The 20,082-nt window shown below is 57.4% G+C and carries 17 protein-coding genes; 12 read left to right on the top strand and 5 right to left on the bottom strand.

Annotation, left to right across the window (positions count from 1 at the left end; all coding sequences use genetic code 11):
• Positions 1–177: 177 nt before the first annotated feature.
• Positions 178–2,610 (top strand): heavy metal translocating P-type ATPase, encoded by a 2,433-nt coding sequence (locus tag Mal15_RS08930; protein WP_147867440.1) that lies wholly within the window; start codon positions 178–180, stop codon positions 2,608–2,610.
• Positions 2,611–2,752: 142 nt separating this feature from the next.
• On the opposite strand, the gene Mal15_RS08925 is transcribed toward Mal15_RS08930, so the two are convergent.
• A complete protein-coding gene (locus Mal15_RS08925) occupies positions 2,753–4,078 on the bottom strand; it encodes a hypothetical protein (protein WP_199773828.1) in 1,326 nt (441 codons plus the stop codon).
• Between the two features lie 94 nt (positions 4,079–4,172).
• Entirely contained in the window at positions 4,173–4,358 is a 186-nt protein-coding gene (locus Mal15_RS08920; protein WP_147867439.1) for a hypothetical protein, read from the bottom strand.
• Between the two features lie 203 nt (positions 4,359–4,561).
• Between Mal15_RS08920 and acnA the strand changes: the two genes are divergently transcribed.
• Positions 4,562–7,339, top strand: a complete 2,778-nt coding sequence (gene acnA, locus Mal15_RS08915) for an aconitate hydratase AcnA (protein WP_315854293.1) — start codon at positions 4,562–4,564, stop codon at positions 7,337–7,339.
• Here the strand turns inward: acnA and cls are convergent.
• The 3 genes from cls to Mal15_RS08900 all read right to left on the bottom strand — a co-directional run bounded on the left by cls (position 7,323) and on the right by Mal15_RS08900 (position 10,752).
• On the bottom strand, positions 7,323–8,834 hold the full coding sequence (gene cls, locus Mal15_RS08910; RefSeq protein WP_147867437.1) for a cardiolipin synthase: 1,512 nt from the start codon (positions 8,832–8,834) through the stop codon (positions 7,323–7,325). The genes acnA and cls overlap by 17 nt on opposite strands.
• An 83-nt stretch (positions 8,835–8,917) precedes the next feature.
• On the bottom strand, positions 8,918–9,574 hold the full coding sequence (gene hxpB / locus Mal15_RS08905; protein WP_199773827.1) for a hexitol phosphatase HxpB: 657 nt from the start codon (positions 9,572–9,574) through the stop codon (positions 8,918–8,920).
• 161 nt (positions 9,575–9,735) lie between these two features.
• Positions 9,736–10,752: an NAD(P)-dependent alcohol dehydrogenase gene (locus tag Mal15_RS08900; RefSeq protein ID WP_233903358.1), complete on the bottom strand. Its 1,017-nt coding sequence runs from the start codon at positions 10,750–10,752 to the stop codon at positions 9,736–9,738.
• Positions 10,753–11,161: 409 nt separating this feature from the next.
• Between Mal15_RS08900 and dps the strand changes: the two genes are divergently transcribed.
• From dps to Mal15_RS08855, 10 genes are all read left to right on the top strand, one after another.
• Positions 11,162–11,659, top strand: a complete 498-nt coding sequence (gene dps, locus Mal15_RS08895) for a DNA starvation/stationary phase protection protein Dps (RefSeq protein ID WP_233903357.1) — start codon at positions 11,162–11,164, stop codon at positions 11,657–11,659.
• Between the two features lie 111 nt (positions 11,660–11,770).
• Complete coding sequence (locus Mal15_RS33970) at positions 11,771–11,947, top strand: hypothetical protein (RefSeq protein WP_167546691.1); 177 nt, start codon at positions 11,771–11,773, stop codon at positions 11,945–11,947.
• Positions 11,944–12,444 (top strand): MgtC/SapB family protein, encoded by a 501-nt coding sequence (locus Mal15_RS08890; RefSeq protein ID WP_147867436.1) that lies wholly within the window; start codon positions 11,944–11,946, stop codon positions 12,442–12,444. Before Mal15_RS33970 ends, Mal15_RS08890 begins: the two co-directional genes overlap by 4 nt.
• A 30-nt stretch (positions 12,445–12,474) precedes the next feature.
• Positions 12,475–14,217 carry an HAD family hydrolase gene (locus Mal15_RS08885; protein ID WP_147867435.1) on the top strand — a complete coding sequence of 581 codons (1,743 nt, stop codon included), beginning with the start codon at positions 12,475–12,477 and terminating at the stop codon, positions 14,215–14,217.
• Complete coding sequence (locus Mal15_RS35090; RefSeq protein ID WP_147867434.1) at positions 14,157–15,080, top strand: universal stress protein; 924 nt, start codon at positions 14,157–14,159, stop codon at positions 15,078–15,080. The genes Mal15_RS08885 and Mal15_RS35090 overlap by 61 nt, the downstream gene beginning before the upstream one ends.
• A 296-nt stretch (positions 15,081–15,376) precedes the next feature.
• Complete coding sequence (locus tag Mal15_RS08875; RefSeq protein WP_147867433.1) at positions 15,377–16,078, top strand: GntR family transcriptional regulator; 702 nt, start codon at positions 15,377–15,379, stop codon at positions 16,076–16,078.
• Between the two features lie 234 nt (positions 16,079–16,312).
• Positions 16,313–17,158, top strand: coding sequence for a pirin family protein (locus Mal15_RS08870; protein WP_233903355.1), 846 nt, complete (start codon positions 16,313–16,315; stop codon positions 17,156–17,158).
• A 245-nt stretch (positions 17,159–17,403) separates the two neighbouring features.
• A complete protein-coding gene (gene wrbA / locus Mal15_RS08865) occupies positions 17,404–18,015 on the top strand; it encodes an NAD(P)H:quinone oxidoreductase (protein WP_147867432.1) in 612 nt (203 codons plus the stop codon).
• Positions 18,016–18,492: 477 nt separating this feature from the next.
• Positions 18,493–18,681, top strand: coding sequence for a hypothetical protein (locus Mal15_RS08860; protein ID WP_147867431.1), 189 nt, complete (start codon positions 18,493–18,495; stop codon positions 18,679–18,681).
• 55 nt (positions 18,682–18,736) lie between these two features.
• Positions 18,737–19,948: a DUF1559 domain-containing protein gene (locus tag Mal15_RS08855; RefSeq protein WP_147867430.1), complete on the top strand. Its 1,212-nt coding sequence runs from the start codon at positions 18,737–18,739 to the stop codon at positions 19,946–19,948.
• Positions 19,949–20,082 lie beyond the last annotated feature (134 nt).

Here is a 20,082-nt window from a genome sequence, read left to right as displayed (position 1 = left end):
ACGTCGTGTTAGCGCTGAGTTTCCACTACAGAACGTTTATGCGGAACGAAATGTGCACACCTGCCTTAGACGGAACACAAGTCGCGAGCTCTTGTGTTCGGATTGGAGGTGATTGACCTCTGTCAGCTTCTGTTGTCGCGTCGCACTATTAGTTACCTGGCGGAGGAAACGCGTATTATGGCAATTGACCCGATTTGCAAGATGACCGTCGATGAAGCGACCGCGCGTAGCGCCGAGCGCGACGGGCAGACTTTCTTCTTTTGCAGCGAGCATTGTCGAGTGAAGTTTCTCGATGAAGGCTTGCCGGTCAAGACGCAGCACCACCAGCACGACCATACGCATTGTGAAGCGGCGCAAAACACTCAGAAGGCCGTCGCCGGTAAATACATCTGTCCGATGTGCGAGGGCGTCGCGAGCGAAGTGCCGGACAATTGCCCAAAGTGCGGCATGGCCCTGGAACTGGCAAAGCCAACCATTGGCGGTCGGAAAACAATCTACACCTGCCCAATGCATCCGGAGATCGAGCAAGAGACGCCGGGAAGCTGCCCCAAGTGCGGCATGGACTTGGAGGCAAAGTACCTCGAAGCCGACGAAGAGGACGACTCGGAACTTCGCAGCATGACGCAGCGATTCTGGGTGGGCGTCGCCCTGAGCGTACCGGTATTTCTGTTGGCCATGCTGCCGATGGTTAGCGTACCGATCGACGTCTGGGTGGGGCGATCGGTTGATGTCTGGCTGCAACTGATCCTCAGCACGCCGGTCGTGTTGTGGGCGGGATGGCCATTCTTTGTGAGGGGTTTTCGGTCCATCGTGACATGGAATCTAAACATGTTCACGTTGATCGCGACCGGCGTCGCAGCGGCTTATCTCTACAGCCTGATCGCCGTGCTGCTTCCAGGCTTGCTCCCGGATGAATTGCAAGTCGACGGCTACGCCGAGGTTTACTTCGAGGCTGCGGCGGTCATCGTCACACTGGTGCTGCTCGGTCAAGTCTTGGAGTTGCGGGCCAGACGACGCACGGGCAGCGCGATCCGGGAATTGCTGTCCTTGGCTCCTCCGACTGCACGGGTGGTCCGAGACGGGGATGAAGTGGAAGTCGTTTTGGATGAAGTTCGAAGCGGCGATGTTCTACGAGTCCGCCCTGGTGAAAAAATTCCAGTGGATGGGAGGGTGACTGACGGGAACAGCAGCGTCGACGAGTCGATGATCACCGGTGAGTCCTTGCCGGTGCAGAAGCAAGTGGGCGATGAAATCATCGGCGGTACCGTCAATCAAACCGGATCGTTCCTGATGGAGGCTGAAAAGGTCGGCGAGGATACGGTGCTCTCGCAGATCGTGGGCATGGTCGCTGATGCACAGCGGAGTCGTGCGCCGATTCAGAAGATCGCCGACACCGTTTCGGGGTATTTCGTTCCCGCGGTGATCGTGATTGCGATTGTCACCTTCATCGTCTGGGCCGTGTTGCGACCGAAAGAACCTGCACTCGCTTGGGCTTTGGTCAACGCTGTCGCGGTGCTGATCATCGCCTGTCCCTGCACCTTGGGGCTGGCCACGCCGATTTCGATCATGGTCGGAGTCGGCCGTGGAGCACAAGAAGGGGTGCTGATCAAAGACGCGGAAGTCCTGGAAACGCTGGAAAAGATCGATACGATCGTCGTCGACAAGACCGGAACGCTCACCCAGGGACGACCAAAACTGACCGAGTGCATCGCAGTGGACTCCGATACCGAAGATGAACTGCTCCGCATGGCGGGGAGCCTGGAGCAGCAAAGCGAACATCCGCTGGCTCGTGCCATCGTCGAGGGTGCGCAGGCCCGAAATCTGGCACTCCCTGCTCCCCATGATTTCGATTCCATCACCGGAGGCGGCGTTCGCGGATCGATTGACGGGACAAAGGTCTTGATCGGCAATCGCCCGCTCCTGGAAGACAACGGCGTGAACAATGTGTCGGCACTCAATGAGCGGGCCGTCGGACTGCAACAGCAGGGTCGAACGGTCATGTTCGTGGCGGTCGATGGCGTGTTTGTCGGACTGATCGCCGTCTCCGATCCCCTCAAGGATTCGACACCCGAAGCGGTCAAAGCCCTGCACGGTCTTGGCCTGCGGATCATCATGCTCACCGGCGACAACGAGCATACAGCCAGAACGGTCGCTGAGCAGCTCGGCATCGACGAGTTTGAGGCGGGGGTCAGCCCGGAGGACAAGCACGAGCGAATCAAGGCGCTGAAGGCCGGCGGTCGCAAGGTAGCGATGGCCGGGGACGGCATCAATGACGCACCGGCGCTTGCCGCTGCCGATGTGGGCGTCGCCATGGGAACCGGCACGGACATTGCCATTGAGTCGTCGGGCGTGACTTTGGTCAAGGGCGACCTGCGAGGAATCGTCAAGGCGGTGACTCTGAGCCGACACACGATGCGAAACATACGACAAAACCTGTTCTTTGCCTTCATCTACAACGCGCTTGGCGTGCCGATAGCCGCGGGAGTTCTTTATCCTATTTTTGGCCTGCTGCTCAACCCGATGATCGCAGCCGCCGCGATGAGCTTCAGCAGCGTGTCGGTCATCGGCAATGCGCTGCGATTGAGAACGATTCGCCTATCGGCGGCCTAGGATCAACGGATGAGCTATCCACCCGGCTAGTGGTTTGAGCGCCTGGTCATTCTTGATGACTTCGCTTCTCGCTACGGTGAGCTCCTCGCTGACATGATTCCCTAGGTCGCAAAGGGCAACGCAAAGCTCATCGAACAGATCGCTAAGTGGCCTGGACGTCGTCCAACCCGGCCGCCGCGAAGATCGCCAGGGCTGCCATCGAAGTAAAGATCGCCAGCACGGCGCCGATGCCGAGCCACTGCGCGATGACTCCGAAAACGCCTCCGGCGAGCAGAATCAGACCGACCATCGAATTGCTGAGTGCGGTGTATGTTGCGCGGTTGTCGCGGTCCGCCATGTCGACCACGTGCACGGAACGCCCGAGCCGTACGCCTTGATGGGCGATCATGAGTACGAACAGCAGCGCCGGCAAAAATGACGCCTCTTGCAGTACGGTTGGCATCGCCAGGGCGACGACGGCAGCAACCGCGTTGGCCAGCGCGGCGAGCGTCGCCGCGAGCATCAACACGAGACGACTTGACCGGTCGGAGAAGCGGCCCCAGACGTAGGCGCTGCACAGACTCGCCGCCGCTGACGCGATCATGAAAGGCCCCAGCGTGCCGAGACCACTGGCTGCACGATCGCCGCTGAGTGCGATATAAAACGGCGGCGCCAATGCCGTTGACAGCAATAATGTACGCGTCACGATGAGACGGCGCAGCTGTGCGTCGCGACGCAGCAGGCCGAGCTGCTCGATGACTGCGGCCAGACCGTCAATGCTGCCTTCGGTCGCGCCGGGTTCTTCCCGAACTAATCCGAAGACAAACGCAGCCAGTAGCCAACAGCCGCCGCCGAGCACGACCATGCCGGCGACGACCGGCACCGTGAGTGGGATCCAGCCTATTGAATAGCCGAGCGCCAACAGCAGCGTCGCCAAGGCAGCGATGGTCCCCGTCGTGCCGCTGACCGAGCCACGCCGGCCCTTGTCCACGGTTTTTCCGAGCAAGTCCTTGTGGCTGATCGAGCACAGGCTGCGGCCGAGAGCGAAGATCGCGATCAGTGCGACCGCCACGATGCCAACCACGGTGCCGGAGAACATTTGTGCGAACCAGCCCATCAGGCCGAAGCTGATGATCGCTGCGCCCTGGACGACACAGCCGACCACGTAGACCGGCTTGCGGATGGAGAGCCGCCGAAGACGCGCCGAGATCGCCAGTTGCGGCAGCATCGCCAGTGATTCGCGCACCGGCACCAACAGACCGAGCGCCCAGGTCGGTGTGCCGACCGCGTCAAGCAACCAGGAGAGCACGAGCTTGGGGTCGGCCAGGCCTTCGCCGACTTTCGTGAGACTCAGCGACACGATGTGTACGCCGTAGTTGTGCGGCTGCGAGCGGCACGCAGATTCGGGTAAGTCGCGGCACACCTGCGCCAGTTCGTCGTCGTCGACGAGCAGTGCATGCAGGCGGGTGAAGCCGGTTATCTTTTCCATAGCTCGGTCCTGATCGGGGAATTTCCTGACTTGCTCAGTGGCTGGACTCGAAGCCAGCATACCGGATCCCCGTCAACTCGGCGTTTTCCCTCATTCAGCTTGTGGTGCCGTCGCTGCGGAACTGGTTCATGTGGTTGTAAGCGCACCCTTGCGCTATGACCTTCACACGTGCTGCCGATTCGGTACGCAACAGGCGATACGTCTCTGGATCATCCAATCCACCCACGACGACTTTCAAGTCCAGATCGTGAAGTCGCAAAGCTTCTGCGACATCCGACATGAGGATCATGTAGGGGATTTGAACTGCGTCAGCTTCTTGATCAACGCAGCCTCGACCGCTCCGTAGCGCGTCACGATCACGTGGCCCTCGGTATTGACGGGCAACTGGCACTTCCTTCACGACTCCGCCTCCTCTTTTCCTGCCAGACACTGTCCATTGCGCTGCACATCGCTCACAATGGACGACGTAGCACGTGCCACGCTATGCACTCGATTGTTTCACCAGTGGCGGAAAGAGGGAGCATCCAGATGACGAATGATCCATTCGGTATTGCGGCAACTTTGACAACCGCCACGACAACTGCACGTTACGTGAGCCTGACAATGCTGGCCGACAAGACCGGCGCAGATGTGACGCGACTTCCCCACACCGTCAAGATCCTGCTGGAGAATATCGCTCGGCGTGCGGGGGGCAGGGATGTGTCGCCGGCTGACGTGGAAGCACTCGCTCGTTGGCCCGATGGCCCCGCTGCGTCGATCGCGTTCATGCCGGCTCGAGTCCTGATGCAGGATTTTACCGGTGTTCCCGCCGTGGTGGACCTCGCGGCCATGAGAAGCGCGGTCGCCAGAGCCGGCGGTGACCCACAGAGCGTCAATCCCTTTGTTCCGGTCGACCTGGTCATTGATCACTCCGTCCAAGTCGACCGATTCGGCAGCCCCGATGCCTACGCCACCAATCTGAGTTGGGAGTACCGCCGCAATCGCGAACGCTACGCTTTGCTGAACTGGGCACAGCAGGCCTTTGACGGCTTCCGCGTGGTGCCTCCCGGAATGGGGATCTGTCATCAGGTCAATCTCGAACATCTGGGCCGCGTCGTGATCGAGCGTGACGGCTGGGCGTTTCCCGATACCTTGGTGGGAACCGATTCACACACACCGATGATCAACGGCCTCGGTGTATTGGGTTGGGGGGTCGGCGGGATCGAGGCCGAAGCGGCGATGCTGGGGCAGCCGATGTTTCTGCCGAAACCTGTCGTGCTCGGGGTCCGGACGCGCGGCACACTGCCGCCCGGAACAACCGCGACCGATCTCGTGCTGACGCTCGCTCAAATCCTCCGGGCGCACGGTGTGGTGGGTAAGTTTGTCGAGTTTTTTGGGCCGGGACTGAGTTCATTGAGCATCGCAGACCGTGCCACGTTGTCCAACATGTCGCCGGAGTTCGGCGCAACGGCCACGCTGTTTCCGGTCGATTCGAACACGCTGGAATACCTGCGTCTGACCGGTCGTGGCGACAATGTCGATCTGGTCGAGCGATACACGCGAGAGCAGGGATTGTTCCGGACCGATGACGCCGTCGAGCCGAACTTTAGCGAAGTCCTCGACCTTGACTTGAGCCAAGTTGAACCGAGTGTTGCCGGGCCAAAACGGCCTCAGGACCGTGTCTCACTAGCGGGCGTGACCGAGTCGTTTCACTCCATCCTTGACGGTAAGGCGGCCGAGGCAAGTCGGCAAGAACTCGCTCGGTTCAAGGACGAAGGCTGTTCGGAGGCCGGCCGGTTTCTCAAAGCATCCAAAGAGAATTTGGAGGAGCCCAGCGCCGCGGCATCGGTCCGGGATGGCTCGGTTGTCATCGCTGCGATCACCAGTTGCACGAACACGTCGAACCCGTCGGTCATGATCGCCGCCGGTTTGCTGGCTCGTAAAGCGGTCGAAGCCGGCTTGCAAAGCCGGCCCTGGGTGAAGACTTCATTGGCACCAGGCTCGCGCGTCGTCACACAATACCTGGATAAAGCGGGTCTGACGCCCTATCTCGAAAAGTTGGGTTTCAACCTGGTGGGGTATGGTTGCACGACTTGCATCGGCAACTCTGGTCCTCTGCCCAAAGAAATCGCCGAGGTGGTGACCACGAAGAAACTGTCGGTCGCTGCCGTGTTGTCGGGCAACCGAAACTACGAAGGCCGCATTCATGGGCATGTAAAAGCCAGTTACCTGGCTTCGCCACCACTCTGTGTCGCCTATGCGCTGGTCGGCACGGTCTTGTGTGACCTCAGCGTCGACCCGCTGGGAACCGACCAAGAAGGCAACGCCGTTTATTTAAGGGACATCTGGCCGACCGCCAAAGAAATTGAAACCTTGGTGGCCACGGCGGTGAGTTCTGAGCAATTTGATCTGGAATACGGTCGCATCTTCGAGGGTGATGACAAGTGGAAGAGTATGCCTGCGCCGACCGGCACGTTGTTCGAGTGGACCGAGGACTCCACCTACGTCCGCGAACCACCTTTTTTCCTCGACTTTGCTGACACTCCAGAGCCACCAACAGATATCCACCGGGCACGCGTGCTGGCGGTGCTAGGAGACACCATCACCACCGATCACATCTCTCCCGCCGGTGCCATTGCTGCCGATTCACCGGCGGGCGAATATCTGATCCGCCACGGTATTCCGATAAATGAATTCAATAGCTTCGGCTCGCGGCGTGGCAACCACGAAGTCATGATGCGTGGGACGTTCGGCAACATTCGCCTCCGCAATGCGATGGTTCCCGGCATTGAGGGTCCCTGGACGATTCACACGCCTAGCGGGGACAAGATGCCCATCTACGACGCCGCGATGCGATATTTGCAGGAAAGCACACCGCTGGTGGTCATTGCAGGAAAAGAATACGGCTCGGGCAGTTCGCGCGATTGGGCGGCCAAGGGTGCGGCGCTGCTGGGTATCAAGGCGATCATTGCAGAGAGCTACGAACGCATCCACCGCAGCAACCTTGTCTGCATGGGTGTCCTACCCTTGCAATTCAAGGCTGGCCAGTCGGCACAATCGCTGGGCTTACGCGGCGATGAAACCTACACCATCACCGGCATCGGAAATGGGATAGAGCCGCAGCAAACGGTCAGCGTTTCAGTCGTTCGGCCAGATGGCTCTCAATTGACCTTCGATACCATGGTGAGAATCGACGCACCTGCCGAGGTCGAGTACTTTGTGAACGGCGGCATCCTGGAAATGGTTCTAAGGCAATTGCTGCCACCTACAGCACGGGGCTGAATAACCTCGCCAACACCGTTCCAATTCGTACGTACCAAGGTCGCAAACGGCTTCGGCGGGGATCGGCCCGCACCGAATCTTTGAAGTCCTGCTGCAACATCTCGGCGACTTGTCGAATCAGCTTTGGCTCATCCGCCGCCAGCATCAACTCGAAATTGAGGTACAGCGAACGGTTGTCCAGGTTGGTTGATCCGATCAGAACAAGCTGATCGTCCACCAGTACACACTTCTGATGGAGAAAACCATCCTTGTATCGATAGACGGGAATTCCGATCGACTCGAACAGTTCCTCGTAATAGAAACCGGCGAGGTGGGCGAGCCATTGGTCAGTTTGAGTTGGCACGATGATCCGCACATCGATGCCTCGGGCCAGTGCCATCGATAAAGCGTTGATGCAGGTTTCATCGGGTACAAAATACGGCGTGCTGATCCAAAGCCGGTGTTTGCTGCAACCGGCTGCTGCCGCGAACATCATCGTTGCACGGTCGAGTTGGTCGGTGGGACCGGTCGCAAAGCCGCTCGCCGACCCGCTGGTGTGTTCGGGTGGGGAAGCGGTGGTCGCCTCGTCCGCTACGTCGGTCGTCTCTCGCTGATTTGAGTCATTAACCCAAACCGCTTCGGGCAAATCCGAACGCGTGGCCCAATAATAGTCTTTCGCAAACACCGCTTGCACTGTCTGCGCAACAGGTCCGTCGACAAAAAGCCCGGTGTCACGCCATCGCGTTGTCCAGTCAACACGCCCCAGATATTCGTCACCAACATTCAGGCCGCCGACGATCGTGCGCCGGCCATCGACCACTAACGACTTACGATGATTGCGGAAGTTCAATTGGAATCGGTTGATCCAACCTTGCCGAGTATTGAAAGCATGAACGTCGACACCGCCGTCTCGAAGTTTTTGCAGGTATCGAGCTGAAAGCGTCACGGAGCCGATCTCGTCGTACAGCAATCGGACGGCGCATCCGGCGCGAGCTCGCTCGCACAAGGCGTCGGCGAACTGATTCCCAAGTTCGTCATCGCGGATGATGTAGAATTGAGCATAAACGTACCGCTGGGCCGAAGCGATCTGCTGCAAAAGTCGTTCAAAAAACGGACCACCGTCAATCAGCAACTCGAAACGGTTGCCGTGGCTCACCGGAGCGCCGAGGATATCGGCAAGGCCGCCCAACACAGACTCGGTCGATGAAATCGCGGCAATCTTACCCTTGTACAACGCCCGCCGAGCGGCTTCGACTGAATCTTTGTGCTGTTGTTCGACAACACGAATGGCTTCCCGGTAGCCCGCAAACCGGTTTCGACCAAACACCCAGTACAACGGCAGAACCAAAATCGGCAACGCGACGAGCCCGACGGCCCATGCCACGGCGCCCTGCGATGTGCGTACCTTATTGATGGCGTGCCATGCCGAGACCAACCCGCCCAATTCGAGTGCGGTCAAAACAGTCGGAACAACGACACTCCACGAGTTTGATACTTCATCCAAAATGTCGATCATTTGGGCCTTCCGTACTTCGTTAATCGCCAACTTCATATTTCAGGAGTAGACGTGCCGACGATCGCCGATTCATTCTACCGGTCTTAAAAAGAATTCAGCAGGTCTACGGTCAATTCCTGCAACGAGGTGAGTTGGCGATCGGCGATGACGAAGTGGTTTTGATTTGCGGCGGCCGTTTCGGGAATCACGATCGTTTTCATCTGAGCTGCTTTGGCGGCCAGTAGCCCAATAAACGAGTCCTCCAACGCAAGACACCGCTGGGGCTGGACGCCCAGTGCGTCACCGGCGTTCAGGTAAACTTCGGGATGAGGCTTCGAGTACCGTAATTGAGCACCTGATACGATCACTTCGAAAACGTCATTCAGATCGAGCGCATCGATCGTCGCCTGGATCAACGTCATCGGTGACGACGAAGCGACTGCGAGTTTCAATCCTGCCTGTTGGCAAACGTCAATCGCCTGGTTCAATCCAGGCATCGCGGGCTTGTGCGCTCGCACTCGTTCAATCACACGGTCGACGATTCGGTCGCAGACGACTTCGCGGCTGACCGAATCCCAAGGCGACCTTTCGTAGCACCTTTGGACAAGCTCATCGACTCGCATTCCTGTCGTGTCGATCGTGTCTTGGCGGGTAATGGTGACGCCAAGCGGGGGAAAGACCGCCAATTGGGCATCTTGCCAATAGGGCTGCGAGTCAATCATCAAACCGTCCATGTCAAACACTGCTGCTTCAATCATCATGCGTTGCACTTTTCGTTAGGCGTTTCTTTATCGTGCCCTGGCACCGTTCTTTCTCCGAAACGCAACATTGGTCCCGCAACGGCTCGGCGATCCTTGGCTTGGCATTGGTGCGATGGCTTCTCATCGTCACTCAGCGCCAATGGTCTTGATGGGTCCACCCACTAAAATCGGTTCACCAGCACGACTTTTCCGTGGTCGACGCCTGCTTCGACGCGGCGATGCGCATCGGCGGCCTGGTTCATTGAAAACACACTGTCGATCGTTACCTTCAGTTTACCGAGTTCGTAGAGTTCGATTAGCTCACGGAGATCAGCGGCCGAAGGTTTGGCCAGCATCACGGTCCCGGACTTCGACAATGGCCACGTCACGACTGTCATGAACATCTCGATCGCATTGGGTTCGGTTGAAACATAGCGCCCGCCTTCGGAAAGCACACGACGTGCGTCCAGATAACCAGATTTCCCTGCGACGTCGAAAATCAGATCCCACTGTTCACCTAAGTTGGTGTAATCAACTTCGGAGTAGTCGTAGAAACGATCCGCGCCGAGGTCGATGCAGAAATCCTCATTGGAACCACTGGCAATCGCGGTGACGTGTGCTTCGTAGCGTTTCGCAATTTGAATGGCGAAAGCTCCCACGCCACCACTCGCTCCGTTGATGAGCACCCGTTTTCCGGGAGCGATCTGCCCATGATCACGAAGTGACTGGAGCGCGGTCGTCCCTGCCAGTGGGATCGCGGCCGCTTCCTGCATCGGCATCGTGTCAGGGATTTTTGCTGCCACATCAATCGGGCAAACAACAAACTCGGCACAAGCTCCCCCACGAAGGTGGTTGAGATACGCCATCACTCGATCACCGGGCTTGAAGGGAGCATCCGGATCACAATCCACGATCTGACCGGCAACGTCGTATCCGGGAACTCTAGGAAACCCGAACAATAGCAACCCTTTCAACTCGCCCCTGCGAAGCCGGTAGTCGATCGGATTCACGCTCGACGCCTCCACATGAATCAGAAGCTGGCCTGGCAGTCGTCGCGGAACCTCAACCACCCCCGTGCGCAGAACGCTGGCGCCGCCGTAGTTGTCGAAGACGACCGCATGCATCAGTTTGAGTGGTTTGATTGTCGCGAAGTTGTATTGGCGTGTAGTTTGTTTGCGTTGTTCGGTTTGCATGTTCATTTCATTGACATCAGTTTGAAAGAAACAAGGTCGACACTTCGCCGACGCTTACTGCACAACCGCATGCAAACGCTGGACCAAGCAAGTTCGACATTAACTCGCACGTTAGCCTGTTGGCCGGGTCGGATTCTCGTGTTGCTCCAGCCGCCTACCACCTCGGCCCTACGAAAGCGACACGGAAGTACCAATCTACCGCGAAAAGTGTCTCCTGGAGTTGACGCTTCAAGCCGCAGGTTGACGCTGTCGATCGGTCGATGCACACCGAATCCTTCTGTTGCTGGGCAGCTTGCGTCATTCTCGCCCCCAACCACTGATTGGAACGGAACCTGCATTGATGGGATGACGTTCAGCGGCGTCAGCAACGGGCGACCCGCAACCGATATCCCGGATCGAAATGAGGAAACAAATCATGAGCATGGCAACCGCAACGGAACTCGAGACTCGGATCGACATCCCCCTGTGTTCGCGTGAACCGATGATCGACCTGTTAAATCAGCAGCTTGCCGACACGTTCGACCTGTACTCGCAGATCAAGCAGGCTCACTGGAACGTGAAAGGAATGAAGTTCATGTCATTGCACGTGCTGTTCGACGATCTAGCCGCCAACTTTGATCGTTACGCAGATGACATCGCCGAGCGGGCGACTGCGTTGGGCGGCTTGGCACGCGGTACCGCAAGACTGGCGGCAACGAACTCGCAGATTGATGAACTGCCGATCGAGATGACCGATGGCAAGGAATTTGTCGTTGCGATGGCGGATCGATTCGCTGCGTACGGCGCGTCGTCACGTGCCGCCATCAAACGAGCCGAAGACGAAAACGATGCGGTCACCGCGGATTTGTTTACCGAGATCACTCGTGAAGTCAACAAGAGTCTTTACTTCCTCGAATCGCACCTTCAGGGATAGTTTTAATTCGATCCCAGCGGTCAGCCTCGCCTTTTTTTATCGTTGGAGCCAGTGAGTTCTGGAACGCCTCCGACAAACCCTTTCTTTGTCTCTTTTTCAAAAGTAGTAATCGTGTCCAGCGATCTGAATTCCGTCACGGTGACCATTCAAACGAACCATGGTCTGACCTTCACAGTGGCCGTTCCTGAAATCCCCGTCACCTCGACTGCTGATGCATCGAGCGTGCGAACTACCATTGTTCGCACGCCAGAATCGAAACAGGCAGTCAAAGCGGAGGCGGTCGGATGATGGAGTGGTTGCTCAACCACGAAGCCTTCCAAAAGTTCGGCGCGGATTGTCTGCGGCTGATCGTCGCTGTGATACTTGGAGGCTTGCTGGGGCTAGAGCGTCAATTGCGCGGTCAGTGGGCCGGCATTCGAACGCACATGATGGTCTCACTAGGTGCAGCCATCTTTACGATCGCGGCAATCACGACCACGCCGGATGACTCAAACGATGTCACACGCGTGATACAAGGGATTGCAGCGGGAATCGGCTTCCTAGGTGCGGGGACGATCCTAAAACTCAGCAACGAAGTGAAGATCAAGGGACTCACGACAGCCAGCTCGATTTGGTTGGCGGCTGCGTTGGGCACGGTGGCTGGGATGGGCGAGTACGCATTGGCCGCCGCCGCCGGATTGATCTCCATTATGGTTCTGGCGAGCCTTCGCCCCATCACCAAGGTGATTGGAAAAGAACACGTTACTGAAACAGAATCATCCGATGTTCGACAGTTTGAAAGTTGAATTGAAAGTCGACTACCCAGGGAAACCAGCATGCAACTACGAGTCATTGCCACCGATTATGACGGTACGATCGCCCAGGACGGAGTGCTTGATCCAGCCGTCCGCGAAGCAATCGCGGTCGCTCGAAAGCGCGGCGTGATGGTTGTGATCGTGACGGGGCGGATCCTTTCAGAGCTACGTCATGTCGCGGGTTGTTTGGACTTTGTCGACGGTGTCGTTGCTGAAAACGGGGCCGTCGTTGCGTTCCCAAATGGGCACATCAGCGTGCTCGGCAGCGCGCCACCTTTGTCCTTGATCTCGAAGCTGACGCATCGCGGTATTGATTTCAAAGTGGGACGCTGCGTGGTGGAAATGGATGCCGAGTATGCCGACGTTGCGATTGAGCTGATCCGCGAGTTGGAGCTACCGCTGGCGATCACTTTTAATCGCGGGCGGATGATGTTGCTGCCTGCGTCGATCAGCAAGTCGGTCGGCTTGCGTGAGTTGCTGGGGGCGCTTGGAGTCTCGGTTCACAATGCGGTCGGGATCGGCGATGCCGAAAACGATCACGAGTTAATCGCTTGTTGTGAACACGGCGTGGCTGTCGCCTGGGGGTCGGAACGGTTGAAGCAGGTGGCGGGGCATGTCATCGAGGGCCACGGGCCCGCAGCCGTTGGCGAGTACATCAAACGCATCTCAGCAGATATACGGTTGCCGCCAGAAACGATGACGCATCGCAAGCTGATCCTGGAGGAAATCGAGGGCAAGGCTCCGTTTGAAATCGCAATTCGTGGACGCAATGTCCTGGTGGCCGGTGATACAAAGAGCGGTAAATCATGGCTGGCGGGTTTGCTGGTCGAACAACAGATCCTGCAAGGCTATACGGTTTATGCGTTTGATCCAGAGGGCGACTACAGCAGCCTCGCTACGCTGCCGAATACGGTCGTGCTTGGCGCGGGGCGACTCTTGCCACACGGCGACGACTTGAAAATGTTATTGCAGCAGGGGTTGAGTGTGGTTTTGAATCTGTCGCACCTGGAACATCACCAAAAACGCGAATACATCCAACAGCACTTGCCCTTGGTGGCCCAGCACCGCCGTGAGCGCGGATTTCCACATCGCATCTTGCTCGACGAGTGCCATTATTTCTTGGACGGTACCGACGGCGTCGGATTGCTGGATTCGCAACTCGATGGCTATACGCTGGTAACCTACCTACCCTCGCTGTTGCCGGCCAACGTCTTGAAGCTGGTCGATGTGGTGGCCGTCACGCGGCTGGCCGAGCAGAAGGAAGTGGATGCGCTGAGAAACATGCTCGACGACACCACGTTCTCAAACGTCGACTCTCACGACTGGTACGATCAACTTGCAAATCTCGGGATCACCGAAGCAGCACTGTTGCCACCTACAGAAGAAGTCGCCGGAAGGCTCCGCCGCTTCGTCGTCGCACCTCGTTTGACCACGCATGTCCGTCACCGCACCAAGTATTTCGATATCCCGGTCCCCGAGGGACGCCAATTCGTCTTCACCGAAAATGGTCGACCTGTTGGCGAAACCGCGGCAACACTACGAGAGCTTTCGGCGGCGGCAAGTCGTACCACGCCAAGTGTTTTAGCGGGCCACAATCGGCATCACGACATTTCACGTTGGATCGCGAGCCTGTTCTGTGACCATGACCTTGCCAACGATGTCAGGCAGCTGGAGTCAAAACACAAGCGTGAAGTAGCGAAAGAATGCTTTGCCACCGACCTGGCAGAGATCATCGAACGACGATACGAATCAACTCACCAATAGAGGAAACCATGAATATCCGACACATCTTGCTCATGACTGATTTCTCAGAGATTGCCCGAAGCGCTTACGCCAGTGCAGTGAACGTTGCGTCAAAGCTCGATGCAATGATCCATTTAACGCACTTCACCGGCGTAGTGCCCAGCTTGTTGCCTCAGCGGGATCGAGACCAGCACTTTGAGAATCTCGCGCAAGCACTCTCCAGCGAAGCGTGTACGCATCCAAGCTTCGCAAGCGTTGATGTTACACCGCATCTGATACGCAAACGATGGACGCGATCGCGCCAGCGGGCACTCGAAGACGAACTCGAAATTGACCTGGTCGTTATTTCACCTACTGGTCGAACCGGGATTCCTCTCGCGTTGTTGGGAAGCTTCGCCGACCGTGTGATTCGGCACTCGTCCAAGCCGGTTCTGTTGTTTAGACCGCGCGGAAATGCGACAACGTTTGATCCTCAGTCCGTCTTGGTTCCGCACGATTTCTACGACCCTCCCACAGCCGTTCTCCCGGCGATGGGATTACTCTCCAAACACTTCGACAGCAGGTTTCGCTTCGTCCATGTCTATCAACCACCGACAAGCAACGACGATCACGTTCGCGGTTGGATCGAGAGTATCTCGCACAGCCGCGGAGCCGCAATGCCAACTGTCGAGGATCGCTTCGCGAAGCTGGCCCATGGCCCGCTGGCGGGTCTCGATGTCACATTGGAAACGTGCCAAGGAATCCCGGCGCTGCAAGCTGTTCAACGCGCGAACGATCTTCCCGCAGACCTTGTGCTGATCGGCAAATTCGATGGACTTGGCGGTGTGGCGCGACATGTCGTTCGTGAAGCCCCGTGTAGCGTTTTGACGGTACCCAAATCGTAGGGCAATGCCGCACTTTCTGGATTGAGCATCAAGTCAACTCCACTTTGCCAAGGATCGCATGTCAACCCATCTGGCAACTTTCGGCTCCCGCTCGGTGGGGAAAGAGAGTGTCCAGCCGTCTATCCGTTGGACGCAGGAAGATGTAATGTTATAACATCGACGCCGACCGTAACCGCTGAGACCCGTCATCAGGCAATGTTGAGCGATGTCTCTGCGGTCGACGGCGTCGAGTCTACGAAAGATCCCGCTTTCGTCACTGATTTCATTTTCGTCTAAGAATGTTACCGAGCGCACCCGTGAGTCAAAATCTTTCTGAATTGTCGTACGAATACATTCGAGAGAAGCTCGCAAGCGGGGAGTATCCGCCCGGAAAACAGTTGGTCAATCGAACGCTCGCAGAAGAAATCGGGGTCAGTGTGATTCCGGTTCGCGAGGCGATCAATCGGCTTTCCAGCGAGGGCTTGGTGGACCATGTTCCGGGTGCCGGTGCATATGTTCGCAAAACAAGTCGTCAGGATCTCAACAACATCTACGTCTTGCGCGATGCACTTGAGAGTTGCGCTGCGTCCGAAGCCGCCCAGTACATCACTGAGGATCAACTGGAAGAGCTCCAGTTCATCCTTGATCGAGCCGGAGAAACCGCCAAGCAGATATGTGATTCGCCCAAGGGGTACAGTACGAAACGTCAACTGGAGCGCTGGATGGATGACGAGCAGCAATTTCATGAACTGTTGATCGAGGCGTCGCGAAATCCGTTGCTTGCAAAAGTCATCAAAGACAACCGGGCCATCGCAATGGTCTTCGCGGCCCAACGTTATGATCCGCGATTGTTGACGGCGGAGGTCGCTCGGGAGACGTGCAAATCGAAAGCGGAACTGCTGAAGGCATTGCGAGACCGCGACCCGAAACGCGCACGGCAGTTGATGAGTGATCAAATCCAGCGCGGCCGAAAAACCGTCATGGACTTTCTGAACCAGCAAGGTCGAGAGCGGATCTAGATCCCCTTCGTGTAACGCGCAGGACGACTCAGCGCGTTGGTGTCGAGGCCTCAGCCGATTTCCCGACGGGGAAACGATCGGCGAGAACGCCTCCAGGCGAGGCACCATCAATCGCGGATGGAATTCGAGCTGCCGTTTGCAAATCATTCGGCCCGAGTGAGTTGCAGCCATTCCCCTCGGCTGTCAAGCGTGCTGCTGTCCCAGTCCAAGCCCCGTCCGAGGGACGGAACGCCATTGAAACGAAAAAAACTGGATTTTCAATGTTCCCTCCTCCACCTTGGCGTTATAACAGAAGATAACACGGCTCCCGATGCGAAATGTTCAGGAGGCATAGAACAACCATGCCTATCCGCCGGTCGCAATATTTCGAGGTTATCCGAAATGATCAAGATTCGCAGCGCAGACGAACGCGGTCATGCCGATCACGGCTGGCTCAAGACGTACCACACGTTTTCCTTCACTTCGTACCGAGATCGCGAGCAGATGGGCTTTCGCAGCCTGCGCGTGATGAACGAAGACCGCGTCGCAGCGGGAAAAGGCTTCGGTACTCATCAGCACGACAACATGGAAATCGTTTCGTATGTCCTGGAAGGTGCAATTGAACACAAGGATTCGATGGGCAATGGGGAAGTCCTCAAGCCAGGCGAATTTCAACGGATCAGCGCGGGGACTGGGATCTCGCACAGTGAATTCAATCCATCGTCCAGCGAGCCGATGCATTTCTACCAGATCTGGCTGATCCCATCCGAACGCGATCTCGAACCCAGCTATGAGCAAAAAACGTTTGAAAAGTCCCAGCGATTAAACGAATTGCAGCTCGTCGCTTCTCCCGATGGGCAGTCCGATTCGCTGACCATCCATACCGACGCAAAGATCTACCTGCTTGATTTGGACGGTACTCAAGCGGTCAAAATGCCCTTGGCAAACCAACGTCATGGTTGGGTCCAGGTGTTACGAGGTTCTGTGGAGTTGAACGGTGCATCGCTAGGGACAAGCGACGGCGCGGCAATCAGCGACGAAGATTCGATTGAGCTAAGCACGGATGGTACGGCCGAGTTGATGCTGTTCGATCTTGCCTAGTGAAATAACGCCACGTTGCGTACGAAACGCCGCGATATCCCGGGATTGCAGCTGCCTTCGCCAGTAGGTGTATGCCCAATGGTGTCCGCGCCCGCAGCGAGCGTCGCGACGTTAAAGTATCGCTGTCCCGCAGGCCGAGTGCCACACCGACAACGATGCCAGCGGCCGGCGGTTGCTGTCACGGAAATGAGAAAGATGCATCCTCACGTGAGGATGTACGAGCTAACTAAACGGAGGTTTGAGTGATGAAGATTTATGTTGTGTTTTACAGTCTGTACGGTCACGTGTTCAAAATGGCTGAGTCGATCGTCGAGGGGGCGGCGAGCGTGGACGGCGCGGACGTGAAATTGTTTCAGGTCGCCGAGACGTTACCCGATGACGTGCTCGAGAAGATGCACGCCAAGGACGCAAGGAAGGCGTTTGAGCACGTCCCGGTTATCGATGCCAAACAACTGGGTGATGCGGATGCCATTATCTTCGGCACACCGACACGCTTCGGAAACATGGCCGCTCAGATGCGAACGTTGCTCGATGCAACCGGTGGTCTTTGGAAGAACGGAGATTTGGTCGGAAAAGTCGGGAGCGTCTTTGCGTCGACTGCGACTCAGCACGGTGGTCAGGAAACGACGCTCACCAGCTTTCACACAACGCTGTTCCACCATGGCATGATCGTCGTCGGCGTTCCATATTCCTGCAAAGAGCTAAGCGAGATGGGCGAGATCAGCGGCGGAACTCCCTACGGAGCGACGACGCTGGCGAGCGATGATGGGGCGCGACAACCGAGCGACAACGAATTGGCAATCGCACGATTCCAAGGGAAACATGTTGCCGAAATCACCAAGAAGCTGGTCGGTTAACGCCGAATAAAGAGTTCGCGATTGGCAGCGTGCCGCCTGATCAGCCGCCGTGATCTCGTGGGCCCCATCGAGCCCCAATAGACACATGACTCCCCCGTCGACACGTTTCTTGTTGTCCGAACTATTTTTCTTTTGCGAAACGCCTGAGGCCGTCCGCGGGGCGCCGATGGCGGAAAGCGGGGGGCCTCGAGTTACTGACTCGCATCAATCAGATCAAGACGCGCGGTCTGCGGCTTGACTCCTGCTGCCCACTGCGACCGTCTGCGGTGGGGGCCTCCGTGCGGAAGTTCGCATCGGCGTCCTGACCAACGACAGGCCTGTTCCCGCGGGCCTGTTCTCGCCGCTCGCGTGATGCTGAGCTCCGAGAAAATGAAAAAAGATCTCACTTTTCCCTTGCCCTAAGAAATCTCATGTTATAACATGGCATAACACCCCACATCCGGTAGGCCACTCCGAATTCTTCTCTGGAGACTTGCGATGCGATCGAGCCCCCTCACGTTATTCCTTCTTTCTCTCTGCCTCGCCGCCGGTTGCGGCAGCCAGGGCGCACCGTCCCCCGCGCCTGGCGAGCTGGATCGATATCTGCAAGAGAACCCCGAAGCGGCAGCACGTGGCGGCCAAGAAGAACCGGCCGGCTTCGCCGGTCCGACCGACGCTCCCGGCTAGGACAACCCCTAGCACATTTTTCGTTTTTCCCCGTTTTGATTTACAGAGGTGTATCATGAATCTCAGGCGTAATCGCGGTTTCACGTTAGTTGAGTTGTTGGTGGTCATCGCCATCATCGGAATTTTGGTCGGCTTGCTACTGCCGGCCGTGCAAGCTGCCCGCGAGGCGGCTCGGCGAATGAGCTGCAGCAACAATTTCAAGCAGATCGGTTTGGCGTTCCACAACTACCACTCCGCCTACAAACAGTTGCCCGCGCAGGCGGGTGGCACGTCGCGAGTGCCCGGCTCGGGCTGGGGCGCCAACTACACACCGACCCCCAACGGTGGCGGAACGAATCTCAACCAACTCAGCGCGCTGGTCGGCATCACGCCATTCATCGAACAGCAGGCGCTTTGGGATCAGCTCAGCAACCCGTTTCGGGTCGCCTCGGGCGACTCCTACGCGGCAATGGGCCCGTTGCCTTGGATGCTATTGGCCGATCACGCTGCACAGGGCGAATACACTCCCTGGTTGACGAGTATCCCCACGTACCGTTGTCCAAGTGATCCGGGCGAGGGTCTCCCAGCGCAGGGGCGAACGAATTATGGCGTCTGTCTCGGCGACTCGCTCTATTTTCAATACCAAGGAATCACCGACCAGTACGGAAGGCCACATCCCAACGCTGTGAACGCGAAGAAAACGCAGCGTGGAATGTTTGCGCACGGCTATCTCAATCCCAAGTTCCGCGATGTCCTGGACGGGCTCTCCAACACGATCATGGCTGGCGAGTTCAGTACCGATTTGGGTGATCGAAGCGTCACCACGGCGGCAAAAGGAGGAGACAATGGAATGCATCTCGATCCGACCATCTGTTTCAATGGAACCGATCCAGACCGGCCCCGATTTTGGGCTCCGGGCACTCAAATCAATGGATCGGACGAGGAGAGGCGAGGCTTCAAATGGGCGTTCGGCTTGGCCCTGTTTTCCGGAATGACGACAATTCTTCCCCCCAACGCGCCGGTTTGTTATGACACATCCAACTCTGACATCTTCCGCTGGGGAATCTTTTCTCCCAGCAGTCGCCATCAGGGCGGCTGTCATGTTCTGATGGGTGACGGTGCGGTGATTTTTGTGACGGACTCGATCGAAGCCGGTGGAGGCCCGATGGTTTCTCACAATGGCAATGGCGCCACGTTGGCACCCGGTTCCGCCAGCCCCTATGGATTGTGGGGAGCATTGGGAACAAAGGGCAGCGGGGAAACGATTGAAACGCAACTCAATCAGTAGGCAATCAAAGGCGGGCTTTGGGCTACAAACTGCAATACCGGGTTTGCGCTACTCAGGAGTGTCGCGCTGCCCGGTTTCGCGTCCGTTCCCACGCCTTCTCCCCTGATGCGTCGTTCTCGTGGAGAGACGCTGTT

Origin of the sequence: Stieleria maiorica, from assembly GCF_008035925.1 — a bacterium.
Classification (GTDB): domain Bacteria; phylum Planctomycetota; class Planctomycetia; order Pirellulales; family Pirellulaceae; genus Stieleria; species Stieleria maiorica.
Note: the sequence above shows the minus strand (reverse complement) of the source record. Positions and strands in the feature narration are given on the sequence as shown.